General features: G+C 72.4%; 23 protein-coding genes. 12 read left to right on the plus strand and 11 right to left on the minus strand.

Features of this window, described 5'->3' with window-relative positions:
• Nucleotides 1–15: 15 nt before the first annotated feature.
• The gene (locus AC0VYM_RS26630) at nucleotides 16–855 is read left to right on the plus strand and encodes a helix-turn-helix domain-containing protein (RefSeq protein ID WP_475456628.1); all 840 of its coding nucleotides are present in this window, start codon (nucleotides 16–18) and stop codon (nucleotides 853–855) included.
• On the opposite strand, the gene AC0VYM_RS26635 is transcribed toward AC0VYM_RS26630, so the two are convergent.
• The 3 genes from AC0VYM_RS26635 to AC0VYM_RS26645 all read right to left on the minus strand — a co-directional run bounded on the left by AC0VYM_RS26635 (nucleotide 830) and on the right by AC0VYM_RS26645 (nucleotide 3,242).
• On the minus strand, nucleotides 830–1,261 hold the full coding sequence (locus tag AC0VYM_RS26635) for a DUF2000 family protein (RefSeq protein ID WP_475456630.1): 432 nt from the start codon (nucleotides 1,259–1,261) through the stop codon (nucleotides 830–832). The genes AC0VYM_RS26630 and AC0VYM_RS26635 overlap by 26 nt on opposite strands.
• A gap of 138 nt (nucleotides 1,262–1,399) precedes the next feature.
• Nucleotides 1,400–2,056: a TetR/AcrR family transcriptional regulator gene (locus AC0VYM_RS26640; protein WP_475456632.1), complete on the minus strand. Its 657-nt coding sequence runs from the start codon at nucleotides 2,054–2,056 to the stop codon at nucleotides 1,400–1,402.
• Nucleotides 2,057–2,078: 22 nt separating this feature from the next.
• Nucleotides 2,079–3,242, minus strand: coding sequence for an acyl-CoA dehydrogenase family protein (locus tag AC0VYM_RS26645; RefSeq protein WP_475456634.1), 1,164 nt, complete (start codon nucleotides 3,240–3,242; stop codon nucleotides 2,079–2,081).
• Between the two features lie 145 nt (nucleotides 3,243–3,387).
• Between AC0VYM_RS26645 and AC0VYM_RS26650 the strand changes: the two genes are divergently transcribed.
• Nucleotides 3,388–4,185 carry a TIGR03084 family metal-binding protein gene (locus tag AC0VYM_RS26650; protein WP_475456636.1) on the plus strand — a complete coding sequence of 266 codons (798 nt, stop codon included), beginning with the start codon at nucleotides 3,388–3,390 and terminating at the stop codon, nucleotides 4,183–4,185.
• Between the two features lie 69 nt (nucleotides 4,186–4,254).
• Here AC0VYM_RS26650 and AC0VYM_RS26655 read toward each other — a convergent pair whose 3' ends face one another.
• From AC0VYM_RS26655 to AC0VYM_RS26665, 3 genes are all read right to left on the minus strand, one after another.
• The gene (locus AC0VYM_RS26655; protein WP_475456638.1) at nucleotides 4,255–4,974 is read right to left on the minus strand and encodes a DUF6882 domain-containing protein; all 720 of its coding nucleotides are present in this window, start codon (nucleotides 4,972–4,974) and stop codon (nucleotides 4,255–4,257) included.
• A 138-nt stretch (nucleotides 4,975–5,112) separates the two neighbouring features.
• Nucleotides 5,113–6,318 (minus strand): DUF418 domain-containing protein, encoded by a 1,206-nt coding sequence (locus AC0VYM_RS26660; protein WP_475456640.1) that lies wholly within the window; start codon nucleotides 6,316–6,318, stop codon nucleotides 5,113–5,115.
• Between the two features lies 1 nt (nucleotide 6,319).
• Nucleotides 6,320–6,928: a TetR/AcrR family transcriptional regulator gene (locus AC0VYM_RS26665; RefSeq protein WP_475456642.1), complete on the minus strand. Its 609-nt coding sequence runs from the start codon at nucleotides 6,926–6,928 to the stop codon at nucleotides 6,320–6,322.
• Between the two features lie 160 nt (nucleotides 6,929–7,088).
• On the opposite strand from AC0VYM_RS26665, the gene AC0VYM_RS26670 reads away from it, so the two are divergent.
• The 3 genes from AC0VYM_RS26670 to AC0VYM_RS26680 all read left to right on the plus strand — a co-directional run bounded on the left by AC0VYM_RS26670 (nucleotide 7,089) and on the right by AC0VYM_RS26680 (nucleotide 9,650).
• Nucleotides 7,089–8,387 (plus strand): flavin monoamine oxidase family protein, encoded by a 1,299-nt coding sequence (locus AC0VYM_RS26670; protein WP_475456644.1) that lies wholly within the window; start codon nucleotides 7,089–7,091, stop codon nucleotides 8,385–8,387.
• Nucleotides 8,388–8,542: 155 nt separating this feature from the next.
• Entirely contained in the window at nucleotides 8,543–9,346 is an 804-nt protein-coding gene (gene thiD / locus AC0VYM_RS26675) for a bifunctional hydroxymethylpyrimidine kinase/phosphomethylpyrimidine kinase (RefSeq protein ID WP_475456646.1), read from the plus strand.
• Nucleotides 9,347–9,455: 109 nt separating this feature from the next.
• Nucleotides 9,456–9,650 (plus strand): CsbD family protein, encoded by a 195-nt coding sequence (locus AC0VYM_RS26680; protein WP_475456648.1) that lies wholly within the window; start codon nucleotides 9,456–9,458, stop codon nucleotides 9,648–9,650.
• 72 nt (nucleotides 9,651–9,722) lie between these two features.
• Here AC0VYM_RS26680 and AC0VYM_RS26685 read toward each other — a convergent pair whose 3' ends face one another.
• Nucleotides 9,723–10,229: a MarR family winged helix-turn-helix transcriptional regulator gene (locus AC0VYM_RS26685; protein ID WP_475456650.1), complete on the minus strand. Its 507-nt coding sequence runs from the start codon at nucleotides 10,227–10,229 to the stop codon at nucleotides 9,723–9,725.
• Nucleotides 10,230–10,319: 90 nt separating this feature from the next.
• Here AC0VYM_RS26685 and AC0VYM_RS26690 point away from each other — a divergent pair, with 90 nt between their 5' ends.
• The 5 genes from AC0VYM_RS26690 (at nucleotide 10,320) to galK (ending at nucleotide 15,557) form a co-directional block, all read left to right on the plus strand.
• Nucleotides 10,320–11,282, plus strand: coding sequence for an EamA family transporter (locus AC0VYM_RS26690; RefSeq protein ID WP_475456652.1), 963 nt, complete (start codon nucleotides 10,320–10,322; stop codon nucleotides 11,280–11,282).
• 362 nt (nucleotides 11,283–11,644) lie between these two features.
• On the plus strand, nucleotides 11,645–12,433 hold the full coding sequence (locus AC0VYM_RS26695; protein WP_475456654.1) for a DeoR/GlpR family DNA-binding transcription regulator: 789 nt from the start codon (nucleotides 11,645–11,647) through the stop codon (nucleotides 12,431–12,433).
• Nucleotides 12,430–13,455, plus strand: coding sequence for a galactose-1-phosphate uridylyltransferase (gene galT / locus AC0VYM_RS26700; protein ID WP_475456656.1), 1,026 nt, complete (start codon nucleotides 12,430–12,432; stop codon nucleotides 13,453–13,455). The genes AC0VYM_RS26695 and galT overlap by 4 nt, the downstream gene beginning before the upstream one ends.
• A gap of 3 nt (nucleotides 13,456–13,458) precedes the next feature.
• A complete protein-coding gene (galE, locus tag AC0VYM_RS26705; RefSeq protein ID WP_475456658.1) occupies nucleotides 13,459–14,421 on the plus strand; it encodes a UDP-glucose 4-epimerase GalE in 963 nt (320 codons plus the stop codon).
• The gene (gene galK / locus AC0VYM_RS26710) at nucleotides 14,418–15,557 is read left to right on the plus strand and encodes a galactokinase (protein WP_475456660.1); all 1,140 of its coding nucleotides are present in this window, start codon (nucleotides 14,418–14,420) and stop codon (nucleotides 15,555–15,557) included. Before galE ends, galK begins: the two co-directional genes overlap by 4 nt.
• Nucleotides 15,558–15,800: 243 nt before the next feature.
• On the opposite strand, the gene AC0VYM_RS26715 is transcribed toward galK, so the two are convergent.
• On the minus strand, nucleotides 15,801–16,643 hold the full coding sequence (locus tag AC0VYM_RS26715) for a hypothetical protein (protein WP_475456662.1): 843 nt from the start codon (nucleotides 16,641–16,643) through the stop codon (nucleotides 15,801–15,803).
• 354 nt (nucleotides 16,644–16,997) lie between these two features.
• Here AC0VYM_RS26715 and AC0VYM_RS26720 point away from each other — a divergent pair, with 354 nt between their 5' ends.
• Nucleotides 16,998–17,933 carry a Gfo/Idh/MocA family protein gene (locus AC0VYM_RS26720; RefSeq protein ID WP_475456664.1) on the plus strand — a complete coding sequence of 312 codons (936 nt, stop codon included), beginning with the start codon at nucleotides 16,998–17,000 and terminating at the stop codon, nucleotides 17,931–17,933.
• Between the two features lie 16 nt (nucleotides 17,934–17,949).
• On the opposite strand, the gene AC0VYM_RS26725 is transcribed toward AC0VYM_RS26720, so the two are convergent.
• Nucleotides 17,950–18,213 (minus strand): GlsB/YeaQ/YmgE family stress response membrane protein, encoded by a 264-nt coding sequence (locus AC0VYM_RS26725; RefSeq protein ID WP_475456666.1) that lies wholly within the window; start codon nucleotides 18,211–18,213, stop codon nucleotides 17,950–17,952.
• Nucleotides 18,214–18,467: 254 nt separating this feature from the next.
• On the opposite strand from AC0VYM_RS26725, the gene AC0VYM_RS26730 reads away from it, so the two are divergent.
• On the plus strand, nucleotides 18,468–20,546 hold the full coding sequence (locus AC0VYM_RS26730) for a tetratricopeptide repeat protein (RefSeq protein ID WP_475456668.1): 2,079 nt from the start codon (nucleotides 18,468–18,470) through the stop codon (nucleotides 20,544–20,546).
• On the opposite strand, the gene AC0VYM_RS26735 is transcribed toward AC0VYM_RS26730, so the two are convergent.
• Both AC0VYM_RS26735 and AC0VYM_RS26740 read right to left on the minus strand, forming a co-directional pair.
• Complete coding sequence (locus AC0VYM_RS26735) at nucleotides 20,449–20,922, minus strand: hypothetical protein (RefSeq protein ID WP_475456670.1); 474 nt, start codon at nucleotides 20,920–20,922, stop codon at nucleotides 20,449–20,451. The two genes, AC0VYM_RS26730 and AC0VYM_RS26735, sit on opposite strands and share 98 nt — an antisense overlap.
• Complete coding sequence (locus AC0VYM_RS26740) at nucleotides 20,919–22,166, minus strand: hypothetical protein (RefSeq protein ID WP_475456672.1); 1,248 nt, start codon at nucleotides 22,164–22,166, stop codon at nucleotides 20,919–20,921. The genes AC0VYM_RS26735 and AC0VYM_RS26740 overlap by 4 nt, the downstream gene beginning before the upstream one ends.
• Nucleotides 22,167–22,446 lie beyond the last annotated feature (280 nt).

Consider the following 22,446-nt stretch of genomic DNA (forward strand, 5'->3'; position numbering starts at 1 on the left):
GCGTAGAGTTCTGGCATGGACGGCCACGCGGACACGGTGGTCCTCAGACCGGGGATCGACGGCATCGCCGAGGTGTTCCACACGCACCTGCGCCAACACGCCTACCCGATGCACACGCACCGGTCGTGGACGCTGCTCATCATCGACTCCGGAACCGTCCGCTACGACCTGGGCCGCCACGAGCACGGCGCGCTCGACCGCACGGTCACCCTGTTGCCTCCGGGGGTCCCGCACAACGGCACCCCCACCACCGCGCAGGGGCTGCGCAAGCGGGTGCTGTACCTGGAGCCGGAACAGATCGACCCGGGGCTGGTCGGCCGGGCGGTGGACCACCCGATGTTCGACGACCCCCTCCTGCGCCACCGCGTCCACCAGCTGCACGGCGCCCTGTTCCGGCAGGGAGACCGCCTGGAGGCGGAGAGCCGGCTCGAACTGGTCTCCGAACGGCTCCGTCAGCACCTGCGCGGCACGGTGGGGGCTTCCGCGGACTCCGACGACCCCGGCCTGGCCGAGCGGTTGCGCGACCTCCTGGACGCCCGCACCGTCGAGGGGGTGCCGCTGACCGAGGCCGCCCGGATCCTGCACGCCCACCCCGCCCACCTGACCCGCGTGTTCACCAGGAGGTTCGGGATGCCCCCGCACCAGTACCTGGTGGGGCGGCGCGTGGACCTGGCGCGGCGGCTGATCCTCGAAGGGCGGGCGCCCGCGCACGCGGCGGCCGCCTCGGGCTTCTACGACCAGGCCCACCTGAACCGGCACTTCACCCGGGTCCTCGGGCTGCCTCCCGGGCGGTACGCCCGTGCGCGGCGGAAGGGCGCCCCACCGGGTCTCAGCGGTGCATCCGCGCGCCCTTGACGATCCGGTCCACGCCGTTCCTGGGTCCGTGCACGGCCAGGCCCACCAGATCCAGGGAGTCCCGGCCGACCGCGCGGACGGCGGCGCGGTTGTCCCGGTCGTTACCGGTGGCGAACAGGTCGGAGGTGAACACCGCCAGCTCGGCCTCCCGCGACACCGCCCGGGCGTGCGCCTTGGTCAGCGCCTCCTTGTCGGCCTCGAACACCATGACGGGCTGGCGGAACATCGGCAGGTAGGCGGTGCCGTCGGCGTCCGCGTAGGGTTGGCCGATGAGCTCCGGGACTCGGCTTCCCAACCCGCTGACCAGGAATGACGTGACGTTGAGTCGCTGCCACACGGCCAGGTCGTCACGGAGCAGGACGGCGATCTTGGTGTCGAAGCGCACGGGGGCGTCTGTGGTCTCCATGCGTCACATCCTCGCCAGCGGAGGCGACCGGAGTCTTGTACGTTCCTCACCCGCGTCGACACCGCCCAGTCCCCGCTCCGCGCCCCCTCCGATCCCCGTGCGTGTGTGGCCGCCGACAGTCCCGACCCGCACGATCGGTCACCCGAACCCTGGTTCCCGCGGCCCCTTGGCGGGTGGCTCGTACTCCAGGCCGATGCCGCGCGCCCAGAGGCGGGTGGCGGTCTCCACGACCACGTCGGGGTCGTGCTCCTCGCCGTACAGGAACAGCATCCGGGCGGTGTGCTCCACCATGCCGCCGAGCATGCTCGCGGTGGCCTCCACGTCGATGTCGGCCGAGGCCAGCCCCTCCTCCTGGAGGCGGCGGGTCCCCGAGCTGATGCGCTCCACGAAGAGCCCCCGGATCTCCAGGAAGAGGGTCCGAAAGTCCGGGTGGCGCGGTGAGATCTGCTCGATGACCTGCATGATCCGCGCGTTGTCCCGGTAGGCGGCCAGGAAGCGGACGGTGGCGTGCCGGATCCGGTCCACGGGGTCGGTCCCCGGGGGCGCGGCGGAGCGGGCGGCGTCGAACATCTCCCCGGCCACCCCCTTGGCGACCTCGTGGAAGACCTCGTCCTTGGAGTCGAAGTAGGTGTAGAAGCTCCCGTAGGCGATCCCGGCACGGCCGGTGATCTGGGCGATCCTGGTCTCCTCGAACCCGCGTTCCTCGAACTCCTCACGGGCCGCCTGGACGAGGGCGCCCCGCTTGCGCCGCCCGCGTTCCGTGGGCGGTCGCCCGGTCAGCGTCTGTTTTCCCACTGGCACCCCTCGTCCCCCTCGGTCACCGCAGGGGGAGGAACTTCGCGATGACCTCGTTCATGATCTCGTAGGTGCCGCCGCCGATGCTGAACACCCGGGCGTCCCGGTAGTGGCGCTCCACCTCGGTGCCGCGCATGAATCCCATGCCGCCGTGCAGCTGGACGGCGTTGTCCACCACGTAGTCCATGGCCTCGGTCGCGGTGTTCTTGGCCATCGCCACCTCGGAGATCAGCGGTTCGCCGTCCTGGAGCCGCTCCGCTATCCCCCGCACGTAGGCGGTGGCGACCTCGGTGCGGCGGTGCATCTCCACCAGCCGGTGCCGCAGGACCTGGCGGCGGGACAGCGGGCCGCCGAAGGCCTCGCGCTCCCGCACCCACGCGACGGACAGGTCCACGCAGCGGCGCGCCGTGGCGCAGGCCTGCACGGACAGGCCGATCCTCTCGCTGGCGAACTGGCGCATGATCTGGAGGAAGCCCTGGTCCACGCCGCCGACGAGGTGGTCGGCGGGGACCCGGACGTCCGTCAGGGAGAGCTCGGCGGTGTCCGAGGAGCGCCAGCCCATCTTGTCCAGCTTGCGGGCGGCGGTGAACCCGGGGGTACCGCGGTCCACGACGAACAGCGAGATGCCGTCGTGCCCGGTGCCGGAGGTGCGGGCCGCCACGGTCACGAAGTCGGCCCGGTACCCGGAGGTGATGAAGGTCTTCGCGCCGTTGAGCACCCACGCGTCGCCGTCACGGACCGCCCTCGTGCGCAGGTGGGCCACGTCCGAACCGGCGTCGGGTTCGGTGATGCCCAGCGAGCAGACCAGTTCTCCGGCCAGCGCGGGGCGGACGTAGTCGCGCACCAGGTGTTCACGACCGTCCTCGACCAGGGCGGGCAGGGCGATGGTGTGGGTGAACAGCGAGGCCAGTACCCCGGTGGGCACCCCGGACAGGACCGCCTCCTCGGAGACGACCAACTGGTCGAGCATCTCCCCCTCACCGCCCACGGACGCGGGCTGGCCGAGGCCGAGCAGCCCGAGCCGACCGGCCGCGCGGTGCAGGTCCCGGGGCAGTTCGCCCTCGTCCTCCCACTGTTCGACGTGGGGAAGGATCTCCTTGGCCGCGAAGGTCCGCACGGTCTCCCGGAGCGCGGCGCGTTCGGGGGTGTTCCACCGGTCGGCCCGGGGGGTGTCGGTCGCGGTCATGTACGCACACTCGCAATCCGTGTCGCGGAGGGGTTCGGCCGGACCCCTGGGAGATCCAGCTCACACTTTGTTATGGTGCGCGGAACATGACAAGTCAGTCAACATCTGGGGAGTCGGAGGACCGGCGGCCCCGTGAGGAGCCCCCGTGGTCGACACCGCCGCACTCGTCGAGGACCTGCGATCCGAACAGGACGAACTGGCCGCCCTCCTCCGGGGCACCGACCCCGCCGACTGGTCCCGGCCGACCCCCTCCCCCGGCTGGAGCATCGCTGACCAGGTCGCCCACCTGGCCTTCTTCGACGAGTCCGCGCTGACCGCCGTCACCGACCCGGACGGGTTCGCGGCGATGGTCGAGGCGGCCCTGGCCGACCCGGAGGGGTACGTGGACACGGCCGCCGCCCCGCTGGCCGCCCTGCCCCCGGGTGTCCTGCTCAGCCGCTGGTGTGAGGCCTCGGCGGCGCTCCGGGCCGCCCTCCTCGACGCCCCCGCCGGGACGCGGGTGCCCTGGTTCGGGCCTCCGATGAGCGTGCCCTCCAAGGCGACCGCGCGGCTGATGGAGACCTGGGCCCACGGCCAGGACGTCGTGGACGCGCTGGGCACGATCCGCCAGCCCACCGACCGCCTGCGCCACGTCGTCCACCTCGCCCTGCGCACCCGGTCCTACAGCTACCTGGCCCGTGGGCTGCCCGCGCCGGACACGGAGGTCCGCGTGGAGCTCACCGCCCCGGACGGCGGCCTGTGGAGGATGGGCCCGGACGGGGCCGAGGACGTGGTGCGCGGCGACGCCGAACAGTTCTGCCTGGTCCTGACCCGCCGTCGCCACCCCGCCGACACGTCGCTGACCGCCGAGGGTCCCGCCGCCCGGGAGTGGCTGGAGGTGGGCCAGACCTACGCGGGCGGCCCAGGCCAGGGACGCCGTCCCGGCCAGTTCCCCCAGGGCTGAGGCCCCGGCCCTGGGCGTTGACACAGGGCCGGGGCCTCAGGACGCGAGGGAGCAGAGTTGACCGTTCTGTCAGACCGAGCCCGGGGTGAGGGTGCCCTCGGCCCTGACGAGCCGGTTCCGCTCGTCGAACTCCAGCTCGATCCCGAAGGCCCCGAGGACGAGGATCCGGCCGTCGGCGGAGAACCGGGGGTCGAGCCCGCGCAGTCGGGCGTAGCTGTGGGCGGCCCTGCGGTGGTCCGTGATGGAGGGGACTCCGGACACGGCCTGCTGGATGACGCTGATGACGTGGAGCGCTGTGGGCGCGGGGAGCAGGAAGCCCGGGTGTTCGAGGAGGAAGCCGGCGCGCGTACCACCGCCGACCGGGCCGTTGTAGGCGGACCAGCGTCCGGTGAGGACCTTGGCGGCGTCGGTGAGCAGCGACAGGACCTGGTGCGGCATCTCCGGGGAGCCGGGCAGGGCGCCGAAGGGCACCTCCGGCTCGGCCAGCTCGGCGATGCCGTACCTGCGGCCGAGGTCGCGCACGGTCGCGGCGAGCTCGGTGACCTCGGGGGAGAAGCCGGACGGGTTGGCCCAGGCCCACATCCAGGACCCGGGGCCCGGGGCGGCGCTGCCCAGCAGGTGGAACCGGTCGCAGACCAGCTCCGACTCACCGGAGAACTCGAACCTGGGCTCGGCCAGGTCCACGTTCCAGTGGGAGTTCCCGACGACCGTCTCCATGTGGAGCTGGTGCTCCAGGGAGAGGATCGCGGCGTCGTTGAGGAGATCGTGGAGGGTAGGTGTGTTCTGCACGCGCCGGACACTAGCGTGCGCGGCGGACATCCGGTGAGAGACCGAAGCGGGGGCGGTGCGCGAGATGAGGCTGGCGGCCCTTCGGCACCTCGGACGGCGGTGGGTCTGGCGGACTCCCGGAGGCTGGTGCCCCGGAAGCTAACGGGCCCGTGACAGGACCTTCTTCTGGAGGGCCTCCAGCGGCCCCTGACGGAAGCCGCGCAGCCACAGCAGGGACGACACCACCAGTACCAGCGACACCACGGCCCACAGGACCAGCACCCACCACCGGCCCGTGTCCGCCATCCGCTCGGCCAGCCCGAGGCCGAAGCCGTAACAGACGAACATGAGGACGACGTTCTGGGCCACGTAGCCGGTCATCGCCATCCGGCCGAGGGCGGAGACCCCCGCGACCACGGGCCCGGTACCGTTCGTGCGGTCCAGCAGGCGGCCGATCAGTCCGATCAGGCCCACGGCGACCAGCGGCGCCACCACGTAGCGGTCCATGAGGAGCCAGTCCGGTCCGGCCAGGGCGGTGACCACCGTGAGCGGGACGCCGAGGCCGAGCCCCCAGACGAGCAGACGGGTGCGGACGCTTCTCCCGACGGCGTCGTCCGCGAAGGCACCGGCCCGGAGGAGCCGCACCCCCAGCAGGAACATGAACACCATCAGGCCGAAGGTGAAGACGGGTTCGAGGCGCAGCCCCAGGAAGTTGTCCAGGCGGAAGGCGACCTGGTCCCAGTAGGAGCCGTGGGCGTAGAGCTCGACCGCCTCGGGCGGCACGGACGAGGACCCCCCGGGCTCCGTCACGAGCGCCGCCGTGACCAGGCCCATCAGGGCCACGTGCAGGGAGACGGACACCCACATGACCCTGTTCCGGGCACGCTCCGAGCGGGTGAGCAGCCAGGCGACCAGGAGGGCGACCGCCGCGTACCCCATGAGCACGTCACCCGCGAAGACCAGCGTGAAGTGCACCGTTCCCTCGACGAACAGGAACAGGGCCCGCCACCGGTAGGGCCCCGGCCAGCGCGCGCCCCGTCGGGCGGCCGACTGGAACTGGATGGCCAGGCCGGCGCCGAACAGCAGTGTGAGCAGGGCGAGGAACTTGCCGTTGGCGACGGTACGGAAGACTCCCTCCGCCAGGGTCGCGGCGGAGGGGTCGGTGTGGAACGGCGTGAACGGGTTCAGTTCGCCTGAGCCGTACAGGATCGCGGCGTCGCCGCCGGGCCCCGCGAACAGCCACACGTTGGTGGCGAGGGTGCCGAGGATGGCGACGCCCCGCAGGACGTCCAGCAGGGGCAGCCGACCGCTGGCGGCGCGTCCGCCGGGTGGGGTCCTTTGGAGCGCGGTGTCGTCTCCGGTCATGTCAGGCGTCCTCCGTTGGCGCCGCGAAGAGGCGGTCGAAGTGCCGCCGGAGCAGGCGCTCGGCGGTGGCGTCGTCGAACAGGTCCGGGGTGGCGAGCTGGTGCATGCTGAGCCCGTCGGCCAGGGCCACCAGGGCGGCGGCCTCGGTGTGGGGGTCGAGGTCGGCGGAGAGCTCGCCCAGGCGCTGCGCGGCGGCCAGGCCCTCCGCGAGTCCGTCGACCAGCTGGCGTGTGGTGGTCCGGTGCAGCTCGGCCATCTCGGGTTCGCGGACGGCGTTGGGCAGGAACTCCAGCCAGACGGTCAGCTCCATGCGCCGTTCCTCGTCCATGGGCAGGAGGGTGTGCGCGATCCGGAACATGAGGTCGCGGACGGGCGCGACCCGCTCCACCGCCTCGATCCTCTCCTTGCCGCGCTCGTAGAGGTGCTCGACACCGAAGCGCAGGAGGTCGGACTTGCTGCGGAAGTAGCGCTGGACCAGCCCCACGGACCCCCCGAGCTCGTCGGCGACGTCCGCGAAGGTGGTCGCGGCCAGGCCCTTCCGGGCGATGGTGCGCAGCAGGGCCTCGGTGACCTGGCGCCTTCTCTCGTCGTGGTCAGCGGTACGTGGCATATAAAAATATTAGGAACATATTTTTATTTTCGCAAGCGGTGGCCGCATCCGGCCACCCCCGGCTCCGGAGGCTCACGTGAGCGCCGTGTCCGGTTCCGCCCGATAATGCGGTGACGGCGTCCCGCGACCGGGAGCCGAGGCCGGGCGAGTGGGAGGCGACGTGGGAGCGGACGGGCGGGGCGCGGAGGGCACACCGCGACCAGCGGTGAGCCGGAGGTCCCTGCTGTTCGGCGGGGGTGCGCTCCTGGGCGGCACCGCCCTGCTGGGCGCCTCGGTCCACGCGGCCAGGGAACGCTGGGACGTCGCGGTGATCGGTGCCGGGGTCACCGGACTGTCCGCGGCACGCAACCTCGCTGACCACGGCCTCTCCGTGGTCGTCCTGGAGGCCCGTGACCGGATCGGCGGCCAGCTGTACACCGACCACTCCTTCAGCTCCGTCCCCGTCGAGCTGGGCGCCGGGCTGATCCACGGCCGGGAGGCCCACACCTGGGAACTCGTGGCGGAGGCCGGGGCCGAGACCGTCCGGATGCGCGCCGGGGAGGGGGTCTCCGCCCCCGTCCCGACCCCCGGGGCGCCCCGCGCCGACGAGGACGCCGCCGCGTACCTGCGCCGGATGGGCGTACCCGAGGACCGGTGGCCCCCGGTGGCCATCGACAACGAGTCGCTGGAGCGGTGGAGCGCCGTGTGGATGCACGAGTACGGGATCTTCGACTGGTGGTCCGTCCCCCGGGACAACTTCCGGGTGGTCGGCGGCTACGACGGCCTCCTGCCGCCGCTCTCCCACGGCCTGGACGTACGGCTGGAGCACGCGGTGCGCCGCGTGCGGTGGTCGGGACGCGGCGTGGAACTGCACGTGGCCGCGCCCGAGGGCGACCTCGCGGTACGCGCGGACCGGTGCGTGGTGACCCTGCCGATCGGGGTCCTCAAGGCGGGCGACGTCGTCTTCGAGCCGGCGCTGCCGTCCGGCCACCGGGACGCGGTCGAGGCACTGGACCGCACCGACGCCCTCAAGCTCGTGTACGAGTTCGACCGCGCGGTCTTCCCCGCCGACGAGGACGCCCTCGGCTGGGACGAGGACACCGGTTTCGTGTTCTGGTGCCTGTCCCGGAACTCCCCCGAGGTGGTGGTGGCCTGGGCCGCGGGAGAGCCCGCCCGGGAGCTCCTGGAACTGCCGCTGGACGAGCGGTTCGACGCGGGGCTGGCGGCGCTGTCCGAAGCGCTCGGGGAGCGGCCGCCCGCACCGGTCGCGCGGACCACGCACGACTGGGCGGCCGACGAGTTCAGCCGGGGCGCCTACCTCTTCGTCCCTCCGGGCGCGCACGACGCACCGGACGCCCTCGCCCGGCCGCTGGAGGGCGTGCTGTACTTCGCGGGAGAACCGACCACCGGTGAGAACACCGTGGACGGCGCCTACGCGAGCGGCTACGACACCACGGACGCCCTGCTCGCCCACGGATGAGGCACGCGCGCCCCCGTCCGGGCCGGGTGTCCCGAGAACCACACCGTGAACGTTATGCCGGAAATGGGCAGTTGTGATGCAATAACCAGTGGGTTCGTGACCCGCGAGGGCCCCGACACCGCGCATCTGCACAGCAAGTTAGAGGGAGGTTGGCGATGACCAACCGCGCGTACGTGATCGCAGGGTCGGAGGCCACCGGCGGAGCCGGTATCCAGGCTGACCTCAAGGCCTTCCAGGAACTGGGCGTCTACGGCATGGGGACGATCACCTGCATCGTCTCCTTCGACCCCGAGAACGGCTGGGGCCACCGGTTCGTCCCGGTCGACCCGGGCGTCATCTCCGACCAGATCGAGGCCGCCACCACCTGCCACGACCTCGACGTCGTCAAGATCGGCATGCTCGGCACCCCCGACACCATCGACGTGGTCTCCAAGGCCCTCCAGCGCCAGACGTGGCGGCACGTGGTCCTCGACCCGGTCCTCATCTGCAAGGGTCAGGAGCCCGGCGCGGCCCTGGACACCGACAAGGCCCTGACCGCGCAGATCCTGCCGCTGGCCACCGTCATCACCCCGAACCACTTCGAGGCCCGCACCCTCGCGGGGATGGAGTCGATCGAGACCGTCGAGGACCTCGTCGAGGCGGCCCGCCGCATCCGCGAGCTCGGCCCCCGGCACGTGGTCGTCAAGGGCGGCACGGAGCTGCCCGGCCCCGACGCCGTCGACGTCTACTTCGACGGTGAGGAGGTCACCGTCCTGAGCGCCCCGAAGATCGGTGAGGAGCGTGTGAGCGGGGCGGGCTGCACCTTCGCCGCCGCGATCACCGCCGAGCTGGCCAAGGGCGCCGAGGTCGGCGACGCCGTGCGCACCGCCAAGGCCATGGTGCGCGAGGGCATCTCCCAGCGGCTGACCACCCACGCGCCCTTCGCCTCCGTCGTGCCGGTCTCGCCCGCCCAGTCCTGAGTCCCAGAGGGTGTCCTCGGTCACTCCCGCCACATGCGTCGCCCCGATCATGATTGATTCCGGCTGAATCGGACAGGGCTGTGGGTGAATCCGATCGAAGGAGGCTCGCATGTCCGAGAGCGACAAGGCCGAGAACAAGTTCGACGAGTTCAAGGGCAAGGCCAAGGAGGGCGTCGGCAAGGCCACCGGCAACGAGCAGTGGCAGGCCGAGGGCAAGGCCGAACAGACCAAGTCCAAGCTCAAGCAGGCGGGCGAGAAGGTCAAGGACGCCCTGACACCGGACCACAAGCCCGAACGCGACTAGGTTCGCCCGGGTCGCACCACAGACACAGGGGGAGGTCCCGCACGGGACCTCCCCCTTGTCACGTCCGCGGGCTCACGGCACCTCGGGGGCGGTGTCGCCCAGGGAGAGCAGCAGCGTGCGCAGCAGGGCGGCGAGACGTTCCTGCTCCTCCCCGCTCAGGCCGTCGAGCAGGCGCGCCTCGTTGTCCACGTGTCCGGCCACCGCGCCGTCCACCAGCTCCCGGCCCTTGTCGGTGAGGGTGACCAGGACACGGCGCCTGCTCGCCGGGTCGACCTGGCGGTGCACCAGCTCCTTGCGCACGAGGCGGTCGACCCGGTTCGTCATGGCGGCCGATCCCACCATCATCATCCGGACCAGGTCCTTGGCCGTCAGCTGGTACGGCTCCCCGGACCGCCGCAGCGTGGCCAGCACGTCGAACTCCCAGCGCTCCAGGTCGTACTCGGCCAGGAGGTCGGAGACCCTCCTCCCCAGCAGCTGCTGCAAGCGGTTCATCCGACCGATCACCCCCATCGGGGAGGCGTCGATGTCGGGCCGTTCGCGGGCCCACTGGGCGAGGAAGAGGTCGACGGCGTCGTTCATCCGGCGATCATAGCGCCGCGGTCTTGACCTCCCCCGCACCCTTCGCGTAATCTTTCGGCATCGAACACTTCGACATCGAAGGGTCGGCCGATGGCACCCCCCGTCACGGCGACCGGCGGGCGCGGGCGCATGCTCGGCGACTCACTGGTCACCGCCCTGGCACCCATGGTGTGGGGCAGCACCTACCTGGTCACCACCGAACTCCTCCCACCCGACCGCCCCCTGCTGGCCGCGCTCCTGCGCGCCCTGCCCGCCGGGCTCCTCCTGGTGCTGTTCGCCCGGGCGCTGCCCTCGGGGGTGTGGTGGTGGCGTTCACTGGTCCTGGGATCCCTCAACATCGGCGCCTTCCTCTATCTCCTCTACGTGGCCGCCTACCTGTTGCCCGGCGGGGTCGCCGCCCTGGTGATGGCGGTCCAACCGGTGATCGTCATGCTCCTGGCCGCCCTCCTGCTGGGTGACCGTCTCCGGCTGACGCACCTCCTCGCCTGCCTGCTCGGCACGTCCGGCGTGGGCCTGCTCGTGGTGGGGCCGGAGGCCGCCCTGAACCCCGTGGGGGTCCTGGCCGGGCTGGCCGCCGCCGTCTCCATGGGTACCGGTCTCGTGCTCACCAAACGCTGGGGGCGCCCCCAGGGGGTGAGCCTGCTGGGGGCCACCGGCTGGCAGCTCACCGCGGGAGGGCTCGTCCTGCTGCCCCCCACCCTGCTCCTGGAGGGGCTGCCCGCGAGCCTCAGCGCCGCCAACCTGGCCGGGTACGGGTACCTGGGGCTGGTCGGGGCGCTGCTCTCCTACGTGATCTGGTTCCGGGGGCTGGAGCGGCTGCCCGCCCTGGCCGCGTCCTTCCTGTCCTTCGCCAGCCCGCTCACCGCGACCCTCCTGGGGTTCCTCGTGCTCGACGAGACCCTCACCCCCGTCCAGGGCCTGGGCGCCCTCGCCGCGATCGGCGCGGTGCTGCTGGTCCAGCTCACCTCGTACCGGCCCGCCGGGCCCGCGCGCGGCTCCCTCCGGCGGTCCGGAGCCAGACCGGAGGAGCCCCACGAGGAACCGGTGTCCTGACGGATCCCCGATCCATGGGTCGGGTCCGGGCGCGGGTGAGCCGGGCTTCACTGAGACCGCCCCGGCACTCTCGGCCCGGTCGGGTTCGGGTGAGCCGGAGGTGGAGGATGCGGGCACCGCCGGTGAGCCGAGCGTTCCGGAGGTGCACCCACGCGTGCCCGGTGGCCGAGGATGCGGGCCGCGCCTCTCCGCGAGGCCGAGACCGGACCTGACCTCGGTCCGCGCGGTCGAGCCGAACCGAACGCGCCCTCCAGACAGAAACCAATAGAATCCTTCAGTTCGACCCGCACCGTTGACAGTGAACACGATCACAGGGCACCGTAAACAAACACGTTCACACATTTCCGATCACCGGAGGGCCGATGCTGGCCGCGCAACGGCGGGAGCTGATCCTCGAACAGGTCCGACGGGACGGCGGAGTCCGCGTGACCGAGCTGGTCGAGGCCTTCGAGGTGTCCGACATGACCATCCGACGCGACCTCGACGCCCTGGAGCACCGGGGGACGCTGGTCAAGGTGCACGGCGGGGCCGTCGCCGCCGAGGGCGCCCGGACCGCGGAACCCGGGTTCGAGGCGAAGTCCACGCTCCAGTCCGACGAGAAGCACGCGATCGCCCGGGCCGTCGCCGCGCTGGTCGAGCCGCACAGCGCCGTGGGGCTGTCCGCCGGGACCACCACCGCCCTGGTCGCGGAGCACCTGCGGGAGACCCCAGGGCTGACCGTCGTCACCAACTCGGTCCACGTGGCCGAGGTCCTCTACCGCTCCGCGCGCACCGACCAGACCGTGGCGCTCACCGGCGGGTTCCGCACCCCCTCGGACGCGCTCGTGGGCCCGATCGCCCTGGCCTCCGTGCGCGGGATCAACCTGGACACCCTGGTTCTGGGCGTGCACGGCATCCACGACCGGGCCGGGTTCACCACGCCCAACCTGATGGAGGCCGAGACCAACCGGGCCCTGGTGGAGGCGGCCGGGACCCTGGTGGTCGCCGCCGACCACACCAAGTGGGGCACGGTCGGACTCAGCACCATCGCCCCGTTGGACCGCTGCGACGTGCTCGTCACCGACGACCGGATCTCCGGCGCCGCACGTGAGACCCTCCAGGACCGCGTGGGCCGTCTCGTGGTCACCGACGTCACCGGGGAGGACGGATGAGGAAGACCGCCGCGCGACTGGCCGACGGCCGCGAGATCATCTACTACGACGAGGAGGACGGCGCCCGCGAGGAGGTCCCGGACCGGCGCGACCTGCCGCCCACCGCCTCCGGCTCCGAGCTGCGCTGGGACCCGCTCCGGCGCGAGTGGGTGGTCATCGCCGCGCACCGCCAGGACCGCACCCACCTGCCGCCCAGCGACGAGTGCCCGCTCTGTCCCTCCCGGGGTGACCACCGCTCCGAGGTGCCCTCCGCCTCCTACGACGTCGCGGTCTTCGAGAACCGCTTCCCCGCCCTGAGCGGGCCCGAGGGCCGCTGTGAGGTGGTCTGCTTCTCCTCCGACCACGACACCTCGCTCGCCGCGCTCGGGCCCCGGCGCGTGCGCACCGTCGTCGACGCCTGGGCCGACCGCACCGAGGAGCTGTCCGCCCGGCCCGGGGTGGCCCACGTGTACGTCTTCGAGAACCGGGGCCGGGAGATCGGGGTGACCCTGCACCACCCGCACGGGCAGATCTACGCGCTGCCCTTCGTCACGCCCCGGGCCGAACGCGACCTCGACTCGGCCCGTCGGCACCGCGCCGCCACCGGCGGGGACCTGTTCTCCGACATCCTGGCCGCCGAGAGCGCGGGTCCCCGCGTGGTGCTGCGCAACGAACACTGGACCGCCTTCGTCCCCGAGGCGGCCCGCTGGCCCGTGGAGGTCCACGTCTACCCCCATCGGGCCGTGCCCGACCTGCCCGCCCTGGACGACGGCGAGCGCACCGCCCTCGCGGAGCTCTACGCCGACCTCCTCGGCCGCGCGGACCGGCTGTACGACACCCCGCTGCCCTACGTCTCCGCCTGGCACCAGGCGCCCGCCCACGACCCGGAGGCGCGCGGGCTGGCCCGGCTGCGCCTCGAACTGTTCTCCGTGCGCCGCGCCCCGGGCAGACTCAAGTACCTGGCCGGGACCGAGTCCGGCGCGGGTGTGTTCAGCAACGACGTGGCCCCCGAGACCACGGCCCGACGACTCCGAGAGGTCTGATCCGTGAAACTCCTCGTCACCGGCGGAGCCGGATACGTGGGCAGCGTCGTCACCGCCCTCCTGACCGGGGCCGGGCACGGGGTCACCGTGCTCGACGACCTCTCCACGGGGCACCGGGACGCGGTCGCCCCGGAGGCGACCCTGGTCGAGGGGGACCTGCGCACCGCCGCCGACGTGCTCGACCCGTCCTTCGACGGGGTCGTGCACCTGGCCGCGAAGTCCCTGGTCAGCGAGTCCGTCCGGGACCCGGGGCCGTACTGGGACACCAACGTGGGCGGCACCCTGGCCCTGCTGGAGGCCGCGCGGACCCACGGGGTGCGCCGTCTGGTCTTCTCCTCCACCGCCGCCACCTACGGCGACCCGCCCACGGACGCGCCGCTGCGCGAGACCGACCCGGCACTGCCCACCAACCCCTACGGCGCGAGCAAGCTCGCCGTGGACCACATGCTGGCCGGGTGGACACGGGCACACGGGCTGGGCGCGGTGAGCCTGCGCTACTTCAACGTCGCCGGGGCCCACCTGGGGTTCGGTGAACGGCACGAGCCCGAGACCCACCTCATCCCGAACCTGCTCCGGGTGGCCTCCGGGAAGGTCCCGCACGCCTCGGTCTTCGGTACCGACTACCCCACCCCGGACGGCACCGCCGTCCGCGACTACCTGCACGTGGCCGACCTCGCCGACGCCCACCTTGCGGCACTGGAGCACGCGGCGCCCGGCTCCCACCGGGTGTTCAACCTGGGCGGTGGCGGCGGTTCCTCGGTGCGCGAGGTCCTGGCCGCCGTGCGGCGGGTCACGGGACACCCGGTTCCGGTGGTGGAGGGGCCCCGGAGGGACGGTGACCCGGCGGTACTGGTCGCTGCCGTCGACCGGGCCCGCCAGGAGCTGGGGTGGGAACCCACCCGCGGGCTCGACGAGATCGTGGCGCACGCGTGGGAGTCCGCCCGCGCCGGGGAGTCCTCCCGGTGAGCGCCGCGACGGGGTTCCGGGAGGCGTTCGGCGCGGATCCCGAAGGAGTGTGGACCGCACCGGGACGGATCAACCTCATCGGTGAGCACACCGACTACAACGACGGCTTCGCGCTCCCCATCGCCCTGCCCCACGCACTGACCGTGGCCGCCGCGCGCCGCCCGGACGCCCGGGTGCGGCTGCGTTCACGGGAGTTCCCCGACGTCTTCGAGGCACGGCTGGCCGACCTCTCCCCCGGTACGGTGCCCGGCTGGGCCGCCTACCAGGCGGGCGCGCTGTGGGCGTTGGCCGACGAGGGGCACCCGATCGGCGGACTGGACCTGATGGTGGAGAGCGGCATCCCCACCGGGACGGGGCTGTCCACCTCGGCGGCGGTGTGCTGCGCGACGATCCTGGCCGCCACCGGTCTGCACGGGTCGGAGCCCGCTCCGGCGGAGGTGGCGCGGCTGGCCCAGCGGGCGGAGAACGACTTCGTCGGGATGCCCTGCGGGATCATGGACCAGTCCGCGGTCATGCTGGCCGACGAGGGTCGGGCGCTCTTCCTGGACTGCCGTTCCCTGGAGACCGAGCAGGTGCCGTTCGACCCGGCCGCCCACGGGTTGTCGCTGCTGGTGGTGGACACCCGGGCGCCGCGTCGACTGGTCGAGGGCGCCTACGGCGAGCGGCGGCGCGCCTGTGAGGAGGCCGCCCGGACCCTGGGGGTGCGGGCGCTGCGCGACGTCTCCCTCGGGGGTCTGGCGCCGGCGCTGGCCGCGCTGCCCGACCCCGTGGTCCGCCGCCGGGTGCGGCACGTGGTCACCGAGAACGCGCGGGTCCTGGAGACGGCGGCGCTCTTCCGGGCCGGGCGGCCACGTGAGGCGGGCCCTCTGTTCACCGCCTCACACGCCTCCCTCCGGGACGACTTCGAGGTGAGCGTGCCCGAGGTGGACACGGCGGTCACCGCCACGCTCTCCTCCGGTGCGCTGGGGGCCCGGATCACCGGCGGCGGTTTCGGCGGCTGTGTCATCGCCCTGGTGGAGTCCGGGGCCGAGGCGGACTGCGGCAAGGCGGTACGGGCGGCCTTCGCCGAGCGCGGCCACACCGAACCGGTGGTGTTCACCGCCCTGCCCTCCGCCGGAGCCCGCCGCCTGGGCTAGGGAGTGTGCTTCGGATGCTTCCCCGGTGGCGGCGGAGCCGTCACCGGTGCGAGCGGACTCGCCCCTACTGTGCGCTGCCACGCGAGCTCCGCAGCCTCGCACAGCGGGGCCCGCCCGGGGTTGGCTGTCCGAGCCTCATCGGCGCGGCCGAAGGCAGTCTGGTGGCAACGCGGGGACGCGGCGCCGCAGGAGTCCGTTGGGGGTGGCGGCGACGGGCGGGAGGAACGATCCACAGAGCACGATCTAGGGAAGGAAGGTCCGGATACGCCGCGCCTCGGTCTCGCTGCCGACCTCGCGGTAGAGCCGTTCGGCCTCCACCAGGTGGTCCATCCAGTTCCGCTCCCCGGCCAACTGGGTCACACCGGCCAGCGCCTCACGCACCCGGGCCATCTGCACGGTGTGGCCCCCGGCCTCGAAACCCGCCAGGGAGAGCTCCAGTTCGCCCCGGGCCTCCCCGCCGCGGCGCTTGCCGTTGAGCGCGCGCCCCCGTTCCAGGCGCACCCTGGCGAGGTTGACCTCGTCCGCCGGAGGGGCGGCGAAGACCCCCCGAGCCGCGTCCAGCCGCTCCAGGGCGTGGTCGAAGCGGCCCAGGGTCACCAGCGACCGTCCGCGCAGCAGGTCCAGTACCGCCGCCCCGCCCGGTCGACCCTCCGGGTTCCGGAGCGGTTCGACCAGGTCGAACAGGTCCAGTGCCTCCTGGTCGCGCCGGTCCCGCTGGGCGACGACGCCCCGGCCCTCCAGGGACGCGGCGCGCGCCCGGTCGTCTCCCTCGGCCTCGGCCAGCATGAGGGAGGCGACGAACTCACGGTCGGCGCCCACCAGGTCCCCCGCGTCGAGCAGGACCAGGCCCAGGAGGTGGCGGACCCAGGCCTCCAACCCGGTGTCACCGAGAGCCCGGGCCGCGCGCAGGCTCGCTTCGAGGAGGTCGGTACGGCCGTCGACCGTCCCGGACTCGTGCTCGGCCCATCGCGCGCAGGCCCGCAGGGAGTCCATGTTGGTGCGCATCCAGGCGTTGGCCTCCTCCGGCCCCTCGACGTCGAGCAGGACGGTGTTCTGAGGAGTGTCCTTCTTCTGATCGGTGTCCACGGGTTGGCCCCCTTCGTGGCGAACACGCACACCGGGCGGTCACCACGCCGCCGACGTCTCCGCTGGCCGAACCGCGCCCGGTGCTCGGGTGCCCATGATGGTCGAGACCGGAGGAATCCACCAGGAGTTTCACGGGCCGCTCCGGGCCCCGAACAGTGGACCGACGCGAGGGAAAGCCCGGGCCACCAGGGAGGACGCAGAACGGGACTCCGGACCGCGCGTCCGGACCTGGCCACGTCGCTGGGGCGCCAGGTGCTGCGGAGGACCGGGCCCCGCGCCCCGGGTCTTGCCGAGGGCGTTCCCGTGGGCGAGGGTTGCTGGTGCACGGCAAGACCACTGACGCCGGAGGGTCCCATGGGAGTGCGGTTCGGACTGTTGGGCACGGGCTTCTGGGCCACCGCGACCCACGGCGCGGCGTTGGCCGCGCACCCGGAGGTGACCCTGGTCGGGGTGTGGGGGCGTGACCCGGCGAAGGCGGCGGAGCTGGCCGAGGGACTGGGCGCACGGCCCTACGAGGACGTGGACGCGCTCCTCGGCGACGTCGACGCCGTCGCGATCGCCCTCCCCCCGGACGTCCAGGGCGACCTGGCCCTGCGCGCGGCCCGGGCCGGGAAACACCTGCTGCTGGACAAGCCGCTCGCCCTGTCCGTCGGGGCGGCCGACGCGATCGTGGCCGAGACACGGGCGCGCGGCCTGGCCTCCGTGGTCTTCTTCACCAGCCGCTTCTCCGATTCGGTGAACGACTTCCTGGCCCGCGCCGCCGACGACGGCGGCTGGGACGGGGTGCGGGCGACCCTCTTCGCGTCGATCTTCCAGCCGGGCAACCCGTACGGGGCCTCACCCTGGCGCCGGGAACGGGGAGGCCTGTGGGACGTGGGGCCGCACGTGCTCTCGGTGGTGCTGCCCGTCCTGGGACCGGTCGAGGAGGTCACGGCGGTCACGGGTCCCCGGAACAGCGTGCACGTGCTCACGCGGCACCGGGGCGGGGCGGTGGGCTCCCTCTCGGTGACCCTCGACGCCGCACCGGAGGCGGGGGCCTTCTCCGTCGACCTCTACGGCGAGCACGGGTGGCGGGCGGTCCCGGGCGGGGACCGGAACGCGGTCGAGGCCTTCGGCTCGGCCGTCGACCGCCTGTTGGCGCAGCTGCGCGACTGCCCCGGTGACCCGTGTGACGTGCGGTTCGGCCGGGACGTCGTGGCCGTCCTCGCCGCCGCGGAGGAGTCCGCGAGCGCGGGAAGAACGGTGCGCGTTCCCGGGGCCACCGGAACGCGTCCGGTGGCCCCGGGCTGAGTCGTCGTGCGGCGGATCAGGCCGTACTGGTGTTGTTCCTGGAGTACATGCCGTCGGCGAGGTACACGATGCCTGCGGCGACCAGGACCTGAACGATCAGCACGAACAACCAGAACCCGGTGAAGAGGCTCGCGATCCAGCCGCCGATGAAGGCGGCGACGATGCCCAGGAGCAGGGTCAGCCAGATGGGCAGGTGCTGCTTTCCGGGAACAATGAGACGTCCGAGCGCACCGATGATCAGACCAACAATGATCGCGGTGATGATTCCAGTGATCTCCACGAGTCCCTCCCCAGGTAGACGCGTTCTCCCCGTTCCCGCTCCGCGAGCCGTGGACACCGGACCAGACAAAGCTTTTGCCCCGCATTGTGCACTTTGAACTCTGGGCGGCCACGTACTGCCATCCGTGTGTACACGGACCGCCAGGGGGCAGAACTCCCTCTGTCGACGTCGAGAGAGGTCCCCTCATGCCCCCTCCTGACGATGAGCGCCCAGAGACGGAACACCCCCCGGGGACGGTGTCGTCCGCCCGTCACGTGAGCGGCACGGTGGTCCAGGTCGGCACCGTCCGGGGTCCGGTGACCCTGCACGGCGGTCCCCGCTCACCCGTACCCCGACAGCTCCCGGTCCCGCCACGGCTGTTCACCAACCGGGAGCCCGAGTTCCAGCACCTGGAGGACCTGCTCCACGACGTCACCCGTGACGGCAGCGGCCGGACCGTCGTGCTGACCGGGACCGGTGGAGTGGGCAAGACCGCCCTGGCCACGCGTTTCCTGGGCGACGTCGGGACGTCCTTCCCGGACGGAGCCCTCTACGCCGACCTGCTCGGTTTCACCCAGGAGGGACCGGCCGACCCCTCCGACGTCCTGGACGTGTTCCTACGGGCCCTGGGCGCGGATCCCGCCTCGATCCCACACGAGTTCTCCGCCCGCGCGGCGGCCTTTCGCAGCCACACCCACGGACAGCGGATCGCGGTCCTGCTCGACAACGCCGTGTCCGCGGCACAGGTCCGCGCCCTCACTCCGGGCCAGGGTGCCCACCTGCTCATCGTGACCACCAGGTTGCGCCTGTCCGGCCTCGGACTGGACGGATCGACCGTGCTGGACGTCCGGCCGCTCGGTGAGGCGGAGGCCGTGGATCTGGTGTCCCGCATGCTGGGCGACGACCGGGCCCGCTCCGAACCCGTGTCCGCCCGCCGCCTGGTGTCCCTGTGCGGCCGCCTCCCGCTCGCCCTGAAGGCCGCCGTGAGCAGCCTGGCGCTGCGGCCGCACCAACCCCTGAGTCGGCTGGTGTCCAGGTTGAGCAGCGAGGAGGACCGCCTCGCCGGGCTCAACCGCGACCGGGAGCTGTCAGTGGACACCGTCTTCACCACCTCCTACCACCTGTTACCCGAGCCCGCGCGACGCCTGTACCGCCTGCTCGGTCTCCTCCCCGGACGGGACGTCACCCCCGAGGCCGCCTCCGCGCTGCTCGACCGCGCACCCACCGAAGCCGAGGACCTGCTCACCGACCTGGTCGCGGCCAATCTCCTGGAGGAGGCCCCGGGAGGGAGGTTCCGCCAGCACGACCTGGTCCGGTTGCACGCCCGCGCCCTGGCTGAGGCGGAGGAGCCACAGGCCTCGTCCGACGCGGCCCTGGACCGGGTCCTGGAGTACTACCTCACCACCGCCGCCGCGGCCGACCGCGCCCTGAACCCCGGCCGTTGGCACCTCGCACCCGTCTTCGACGGGCCACCGGAACGCGAGTTCGGTTCGAGGTCCGAGGCTCTGGACTGGCTGGAGTCCGAGCTGGAGGTCCTCCGCGCGACCGTGCGTTTCTGTGAGTCGACGGGCAGGCACTCCACGTGCTGGCAGCTGTGTGAGGCGCTGCTCAGCTTCTTCATCCTGAGAAAACACCTGCTCGTGTGGCGGGAGGTCGGTCGGCACGGCCTGGCCTCCGCGCGCCTGCTCTCCGACCCCGGGGCCCAGGCCAGGATGCTCTCCATGCTGGCGATCCAGCGTCTCAACGTCCACGAACCCGCGGAGGCCGGAGAACTCCAGATCCAGGCCCTGGAACTGTGGAGGGCCGCCGATCACGCCTTGGGAACGGCGTCGTCGTTGGAGGGCTGCGGAGTGTGCGAACTCGCGCAGGGACGTCCCGCCAGGGCGCGTCCCCACTTCGAGAGCGCGCTCGCCATCCACACCAGGCTCGGCAGGAACCGGGGGATCGCACTGATGCTGCGAAGACTCGGTGAGGTGTGCCGGGACCTCGACGACCACGTCGGTGCCGTCGACTACTTCGAGCGCGCCCTCGACTTCTTCGTCGAGTCCGAGGAGCCCTACGCCAGGACCCGGGTCCTGGCCGGGCTGGCCAGGACACACATGGCCGCCGCCGAGCCGGATCGGGCCCGGGCGGTCCTGGTCGAGGTCCTGCGGCTCAGCGATCAGGTCGGGGCGCGGGCCGAGAGGGCCGGTGCCCTGGTCATGCTCGCTGACCTCGCGGAGACCGAGGGGCGGTTCGACGAGGCCGGCGAGCTGCTCAGAGAAGCGCTGCCCGTCTATACAGGGCTGTCCTCCCCTGAAGCCGCACGGACGCGGTCGAGGTTGGACCGGCCGCCGTACACGCGACCACGCTGATCGCCCCGTCCCTGGCCGCGGCGACCACCGCACCGGTCCCGCCCCACGCCTCCGGCCAGGAGCAGGCGAGGGCGGCGACCACCCCCGCCATCACGGGTCCGGAGAGTCGCACCGGTTCGGCGAAGCCGCGCACGTACACGGCCGCCCCCCGCCGAAGGTCGAGGGCGGCCCGGGAGCCGGGCAGGGCGGCCAGGACGTCGAAGGCGCACCCACCGCCCGCGTCCGTGATGTCGACGACGTCGGCGACGTGCAGCCAACGCGCGGGGACACCGGGTGCCAGCACGACCGTCAGGTGATCGTCGAACGGCTTCGGACCTCCGGCGTCCCGCACCAGGCCCACCTGGCAGCGGATCACCCGCTCTCGTGTGCTCCTCACGCGACCCTCCCCTCACCGGTTCCCCGCGACCCGGGACGTTCGGAGACGAACACCGGGCGACGCAACGGCTGGAGGCGGGCGGGCTCCGCGGGCTCGGGCAGGTCCATGATCCGGTACATGACGCGGCGAAGGAGCTCCGCGGACCGCCCGGGAGCGGAGGTCAGCCGGGTGTGCACCGCCGAGGCGTTCTCGCTCCCCCACCGCCCGACGGCGTCCTCGACCTGCGGCCAGATCGGCTCCCCCTCCCTGTAGTGGTGGGCCAACCGGTGGAGGAGCTCCGGAGTCGAGCCGGAGGCCATGTCCGCGACACCCCCGGCCAGGAGTGGGGCGGCCCCCAGTCCCGCCGCGTAGGCGGTGACGGAGCCGGGGTCACCGACCACCGCGTCGGCGGCGACCAGGAGCCCGAGCCAGGGCGACCCCGGGGCGAGGACGCGCAGCCCCCGACGCCGGGCCTCGGAGAACCAGCCCAGGACCTGACGTGGGCCGTGACCCCACCAGATCCCGGGGTGCAGGATCACGGCGGCCATGTACCCGCACGGCATCTCGTCCACGAGCTGGTCCACGAGGTCAGGATGGCGCCCCCAGACGCCCGCGGGACCCCAGGTACTGGTGACGACCACCAGCTTCTGGCCCTCCCCGACCCCCGCCGCACGCCGGAACCACCGCCGTTCGGGGAGAGCGGCGACGGCCCGGTCGTAGCAGGGGTCACCCACCTCGTGGATGATCTCCGCCGTCTCCGGGACGGTGGAGACGAGGGCCGCTCTCTGGGCACCGTGCGCCACGCCGATGGCGGAGGGCACCAGCCGCCCGTACCGGGTGAGCGCACCGGGGACGGCACCGCCCACGGGCCGCGCGACCGCCGGGCCGTAGCCGTTCCCGCGCGCCGGATGCCGGGAGAAGCCGGTTCCGTGCGGCAGCACCAGCACGGGCGCCCTGACCTGTTCCAGGAGTCCGTGGTTGGCGGCGACCGCCAGGTCGTAGTCGAAGGAGGTGGCCTCCGACCACGACAGGACCGCGGCGTCCAACCCGTGCAGGAACGCCCGTCCGCTCGACTCGAACTGTGAGCCGGGTGCGAGGGTCCAGACCACCTGGACCCGACGGTCGTTCTCCAGCAGAGTCCCCATGAACTCGCTGAGGCGGTCGCCGGACTGTTGGCTGTGGACGACCGCGAGGACGGTCCTCTCGGGGCGCACCGTCAGCGGGAAGACCGGGCCGGTGTCACCCCGCATCCAGGATCTGCTCATTTCGCTCCTTCTGATCTTCACTGTCTGACCAGAACCAACTCTGGGCGAAATGTCTGATCCAATCCTGGAGGACCGCTTTCGACTTCCTTGCGGAACCTTGCGGGATTCCTATGGCCGTCTGTCGAGGAGCCCGGAGTCGAGTGCCTCCGCCTTGCCGACCGCCACCCGGGAGGTGACGTCACCCCACTTGACGTCATCGGCATCGAGGCGAACGGCGCAATCGAACAGGACAACCACAACGGACACGGATGAAAATCCCATCTTCGCGAAGGCGACAGCA

The sequence above is a fragment of the Nocardiopsis sp. iso_237 genome (assembly GCF_056173345.1).

Coding starts and splice junctions, on each gene's coding strand:
- AC0VYM_RS26630 (WP_475456628.1), top strand. CDS start 16: ATGGACGGCCACGCGGACACGGTGGTCCTCAGACCGGGGATCGACGGC.
- AC0VYM_RS26635 (WP_475456630.1), bottom strand. CDS start 1,261: ATGGAGACCACAGACGCCCCCGTGCGCTTCGACACCAAGATCGCCGTC.
- AC0VYM_RS26645 (WP_475456634.1), bottom strand. CDS start 3,242: ATGACCGCGACCGACACCCCCCGGGCCGACCGGTGGAACACCCCCGAA.
- AC0VYM_RS26660 (WP_475456640.1), bottom strand. CDS start 6,318: ATGACCGGAGACGACACCGCGCTCCAAAGGACCCCACCCGGCGGACGC.
- AC0VYM_RS26665 (WP_475456642.1), bottom strand. CDS start 6,928: ATGCCACGTACCGCTGACCACGACGAGAGAAGGCGCCAGGTCACCGAG.
- thiD (WP_475456646.1), top strand. CDS start 8,543: ATGACCAACCGCGCGTACGTGATCGCAGGGTCGGAGGCCACCGGCGGA.
- AC0VYM_RS26680 (WP_475456648.1), top strand. CDS start 9,456: ATGTCCGAGAGCGACAAGGCCGAGAACAAGTTCGACGAGTTCAAGGGC.
- AC0VYM_RS26685 (WP_475456650.1), bottom strand. CDS start 10,229: ATGAACGACGCCGTCGACCTCTTCCTCGCCCAGTGGGCCCGCGAACGG.
- AC0VYM_RS26690 (WP_475456652.1), top strand. CDS start 10,320: ATGGCACCCCCCGTCACGGCGACCGGCGGGCGCGGGCGCATGCTCGGC.
- AC0VYM_RS26695 (WP_475456654.1), top strand. CDS start 11,645: ATGCTGGCCGCGCAACGGCGGGAGCTGATCCTCGAACAGGTCCGACGG.
- galT (WP_475456656.1), top strand. CDS start 12,430: ATGAGGAAGACCGCCGCGCGACTGGCCGACGGCCGCGAGATCATCTAC.
- AC0VYM_RS26720 (WP_475456664.1), top strand. CDS start 16,998: ATGGGAGTGCGGTTCGGACTGTTGGGCACGGGCTTCTGGGCCACCGCG.
- AC0VYM_RS26740 (WP_475456672.1), bottom strand. CDS start 22,166: ATGAGCAGATCCTGGATGCGGGGTGACACCGGCCCGGTCTTCCCGCTG.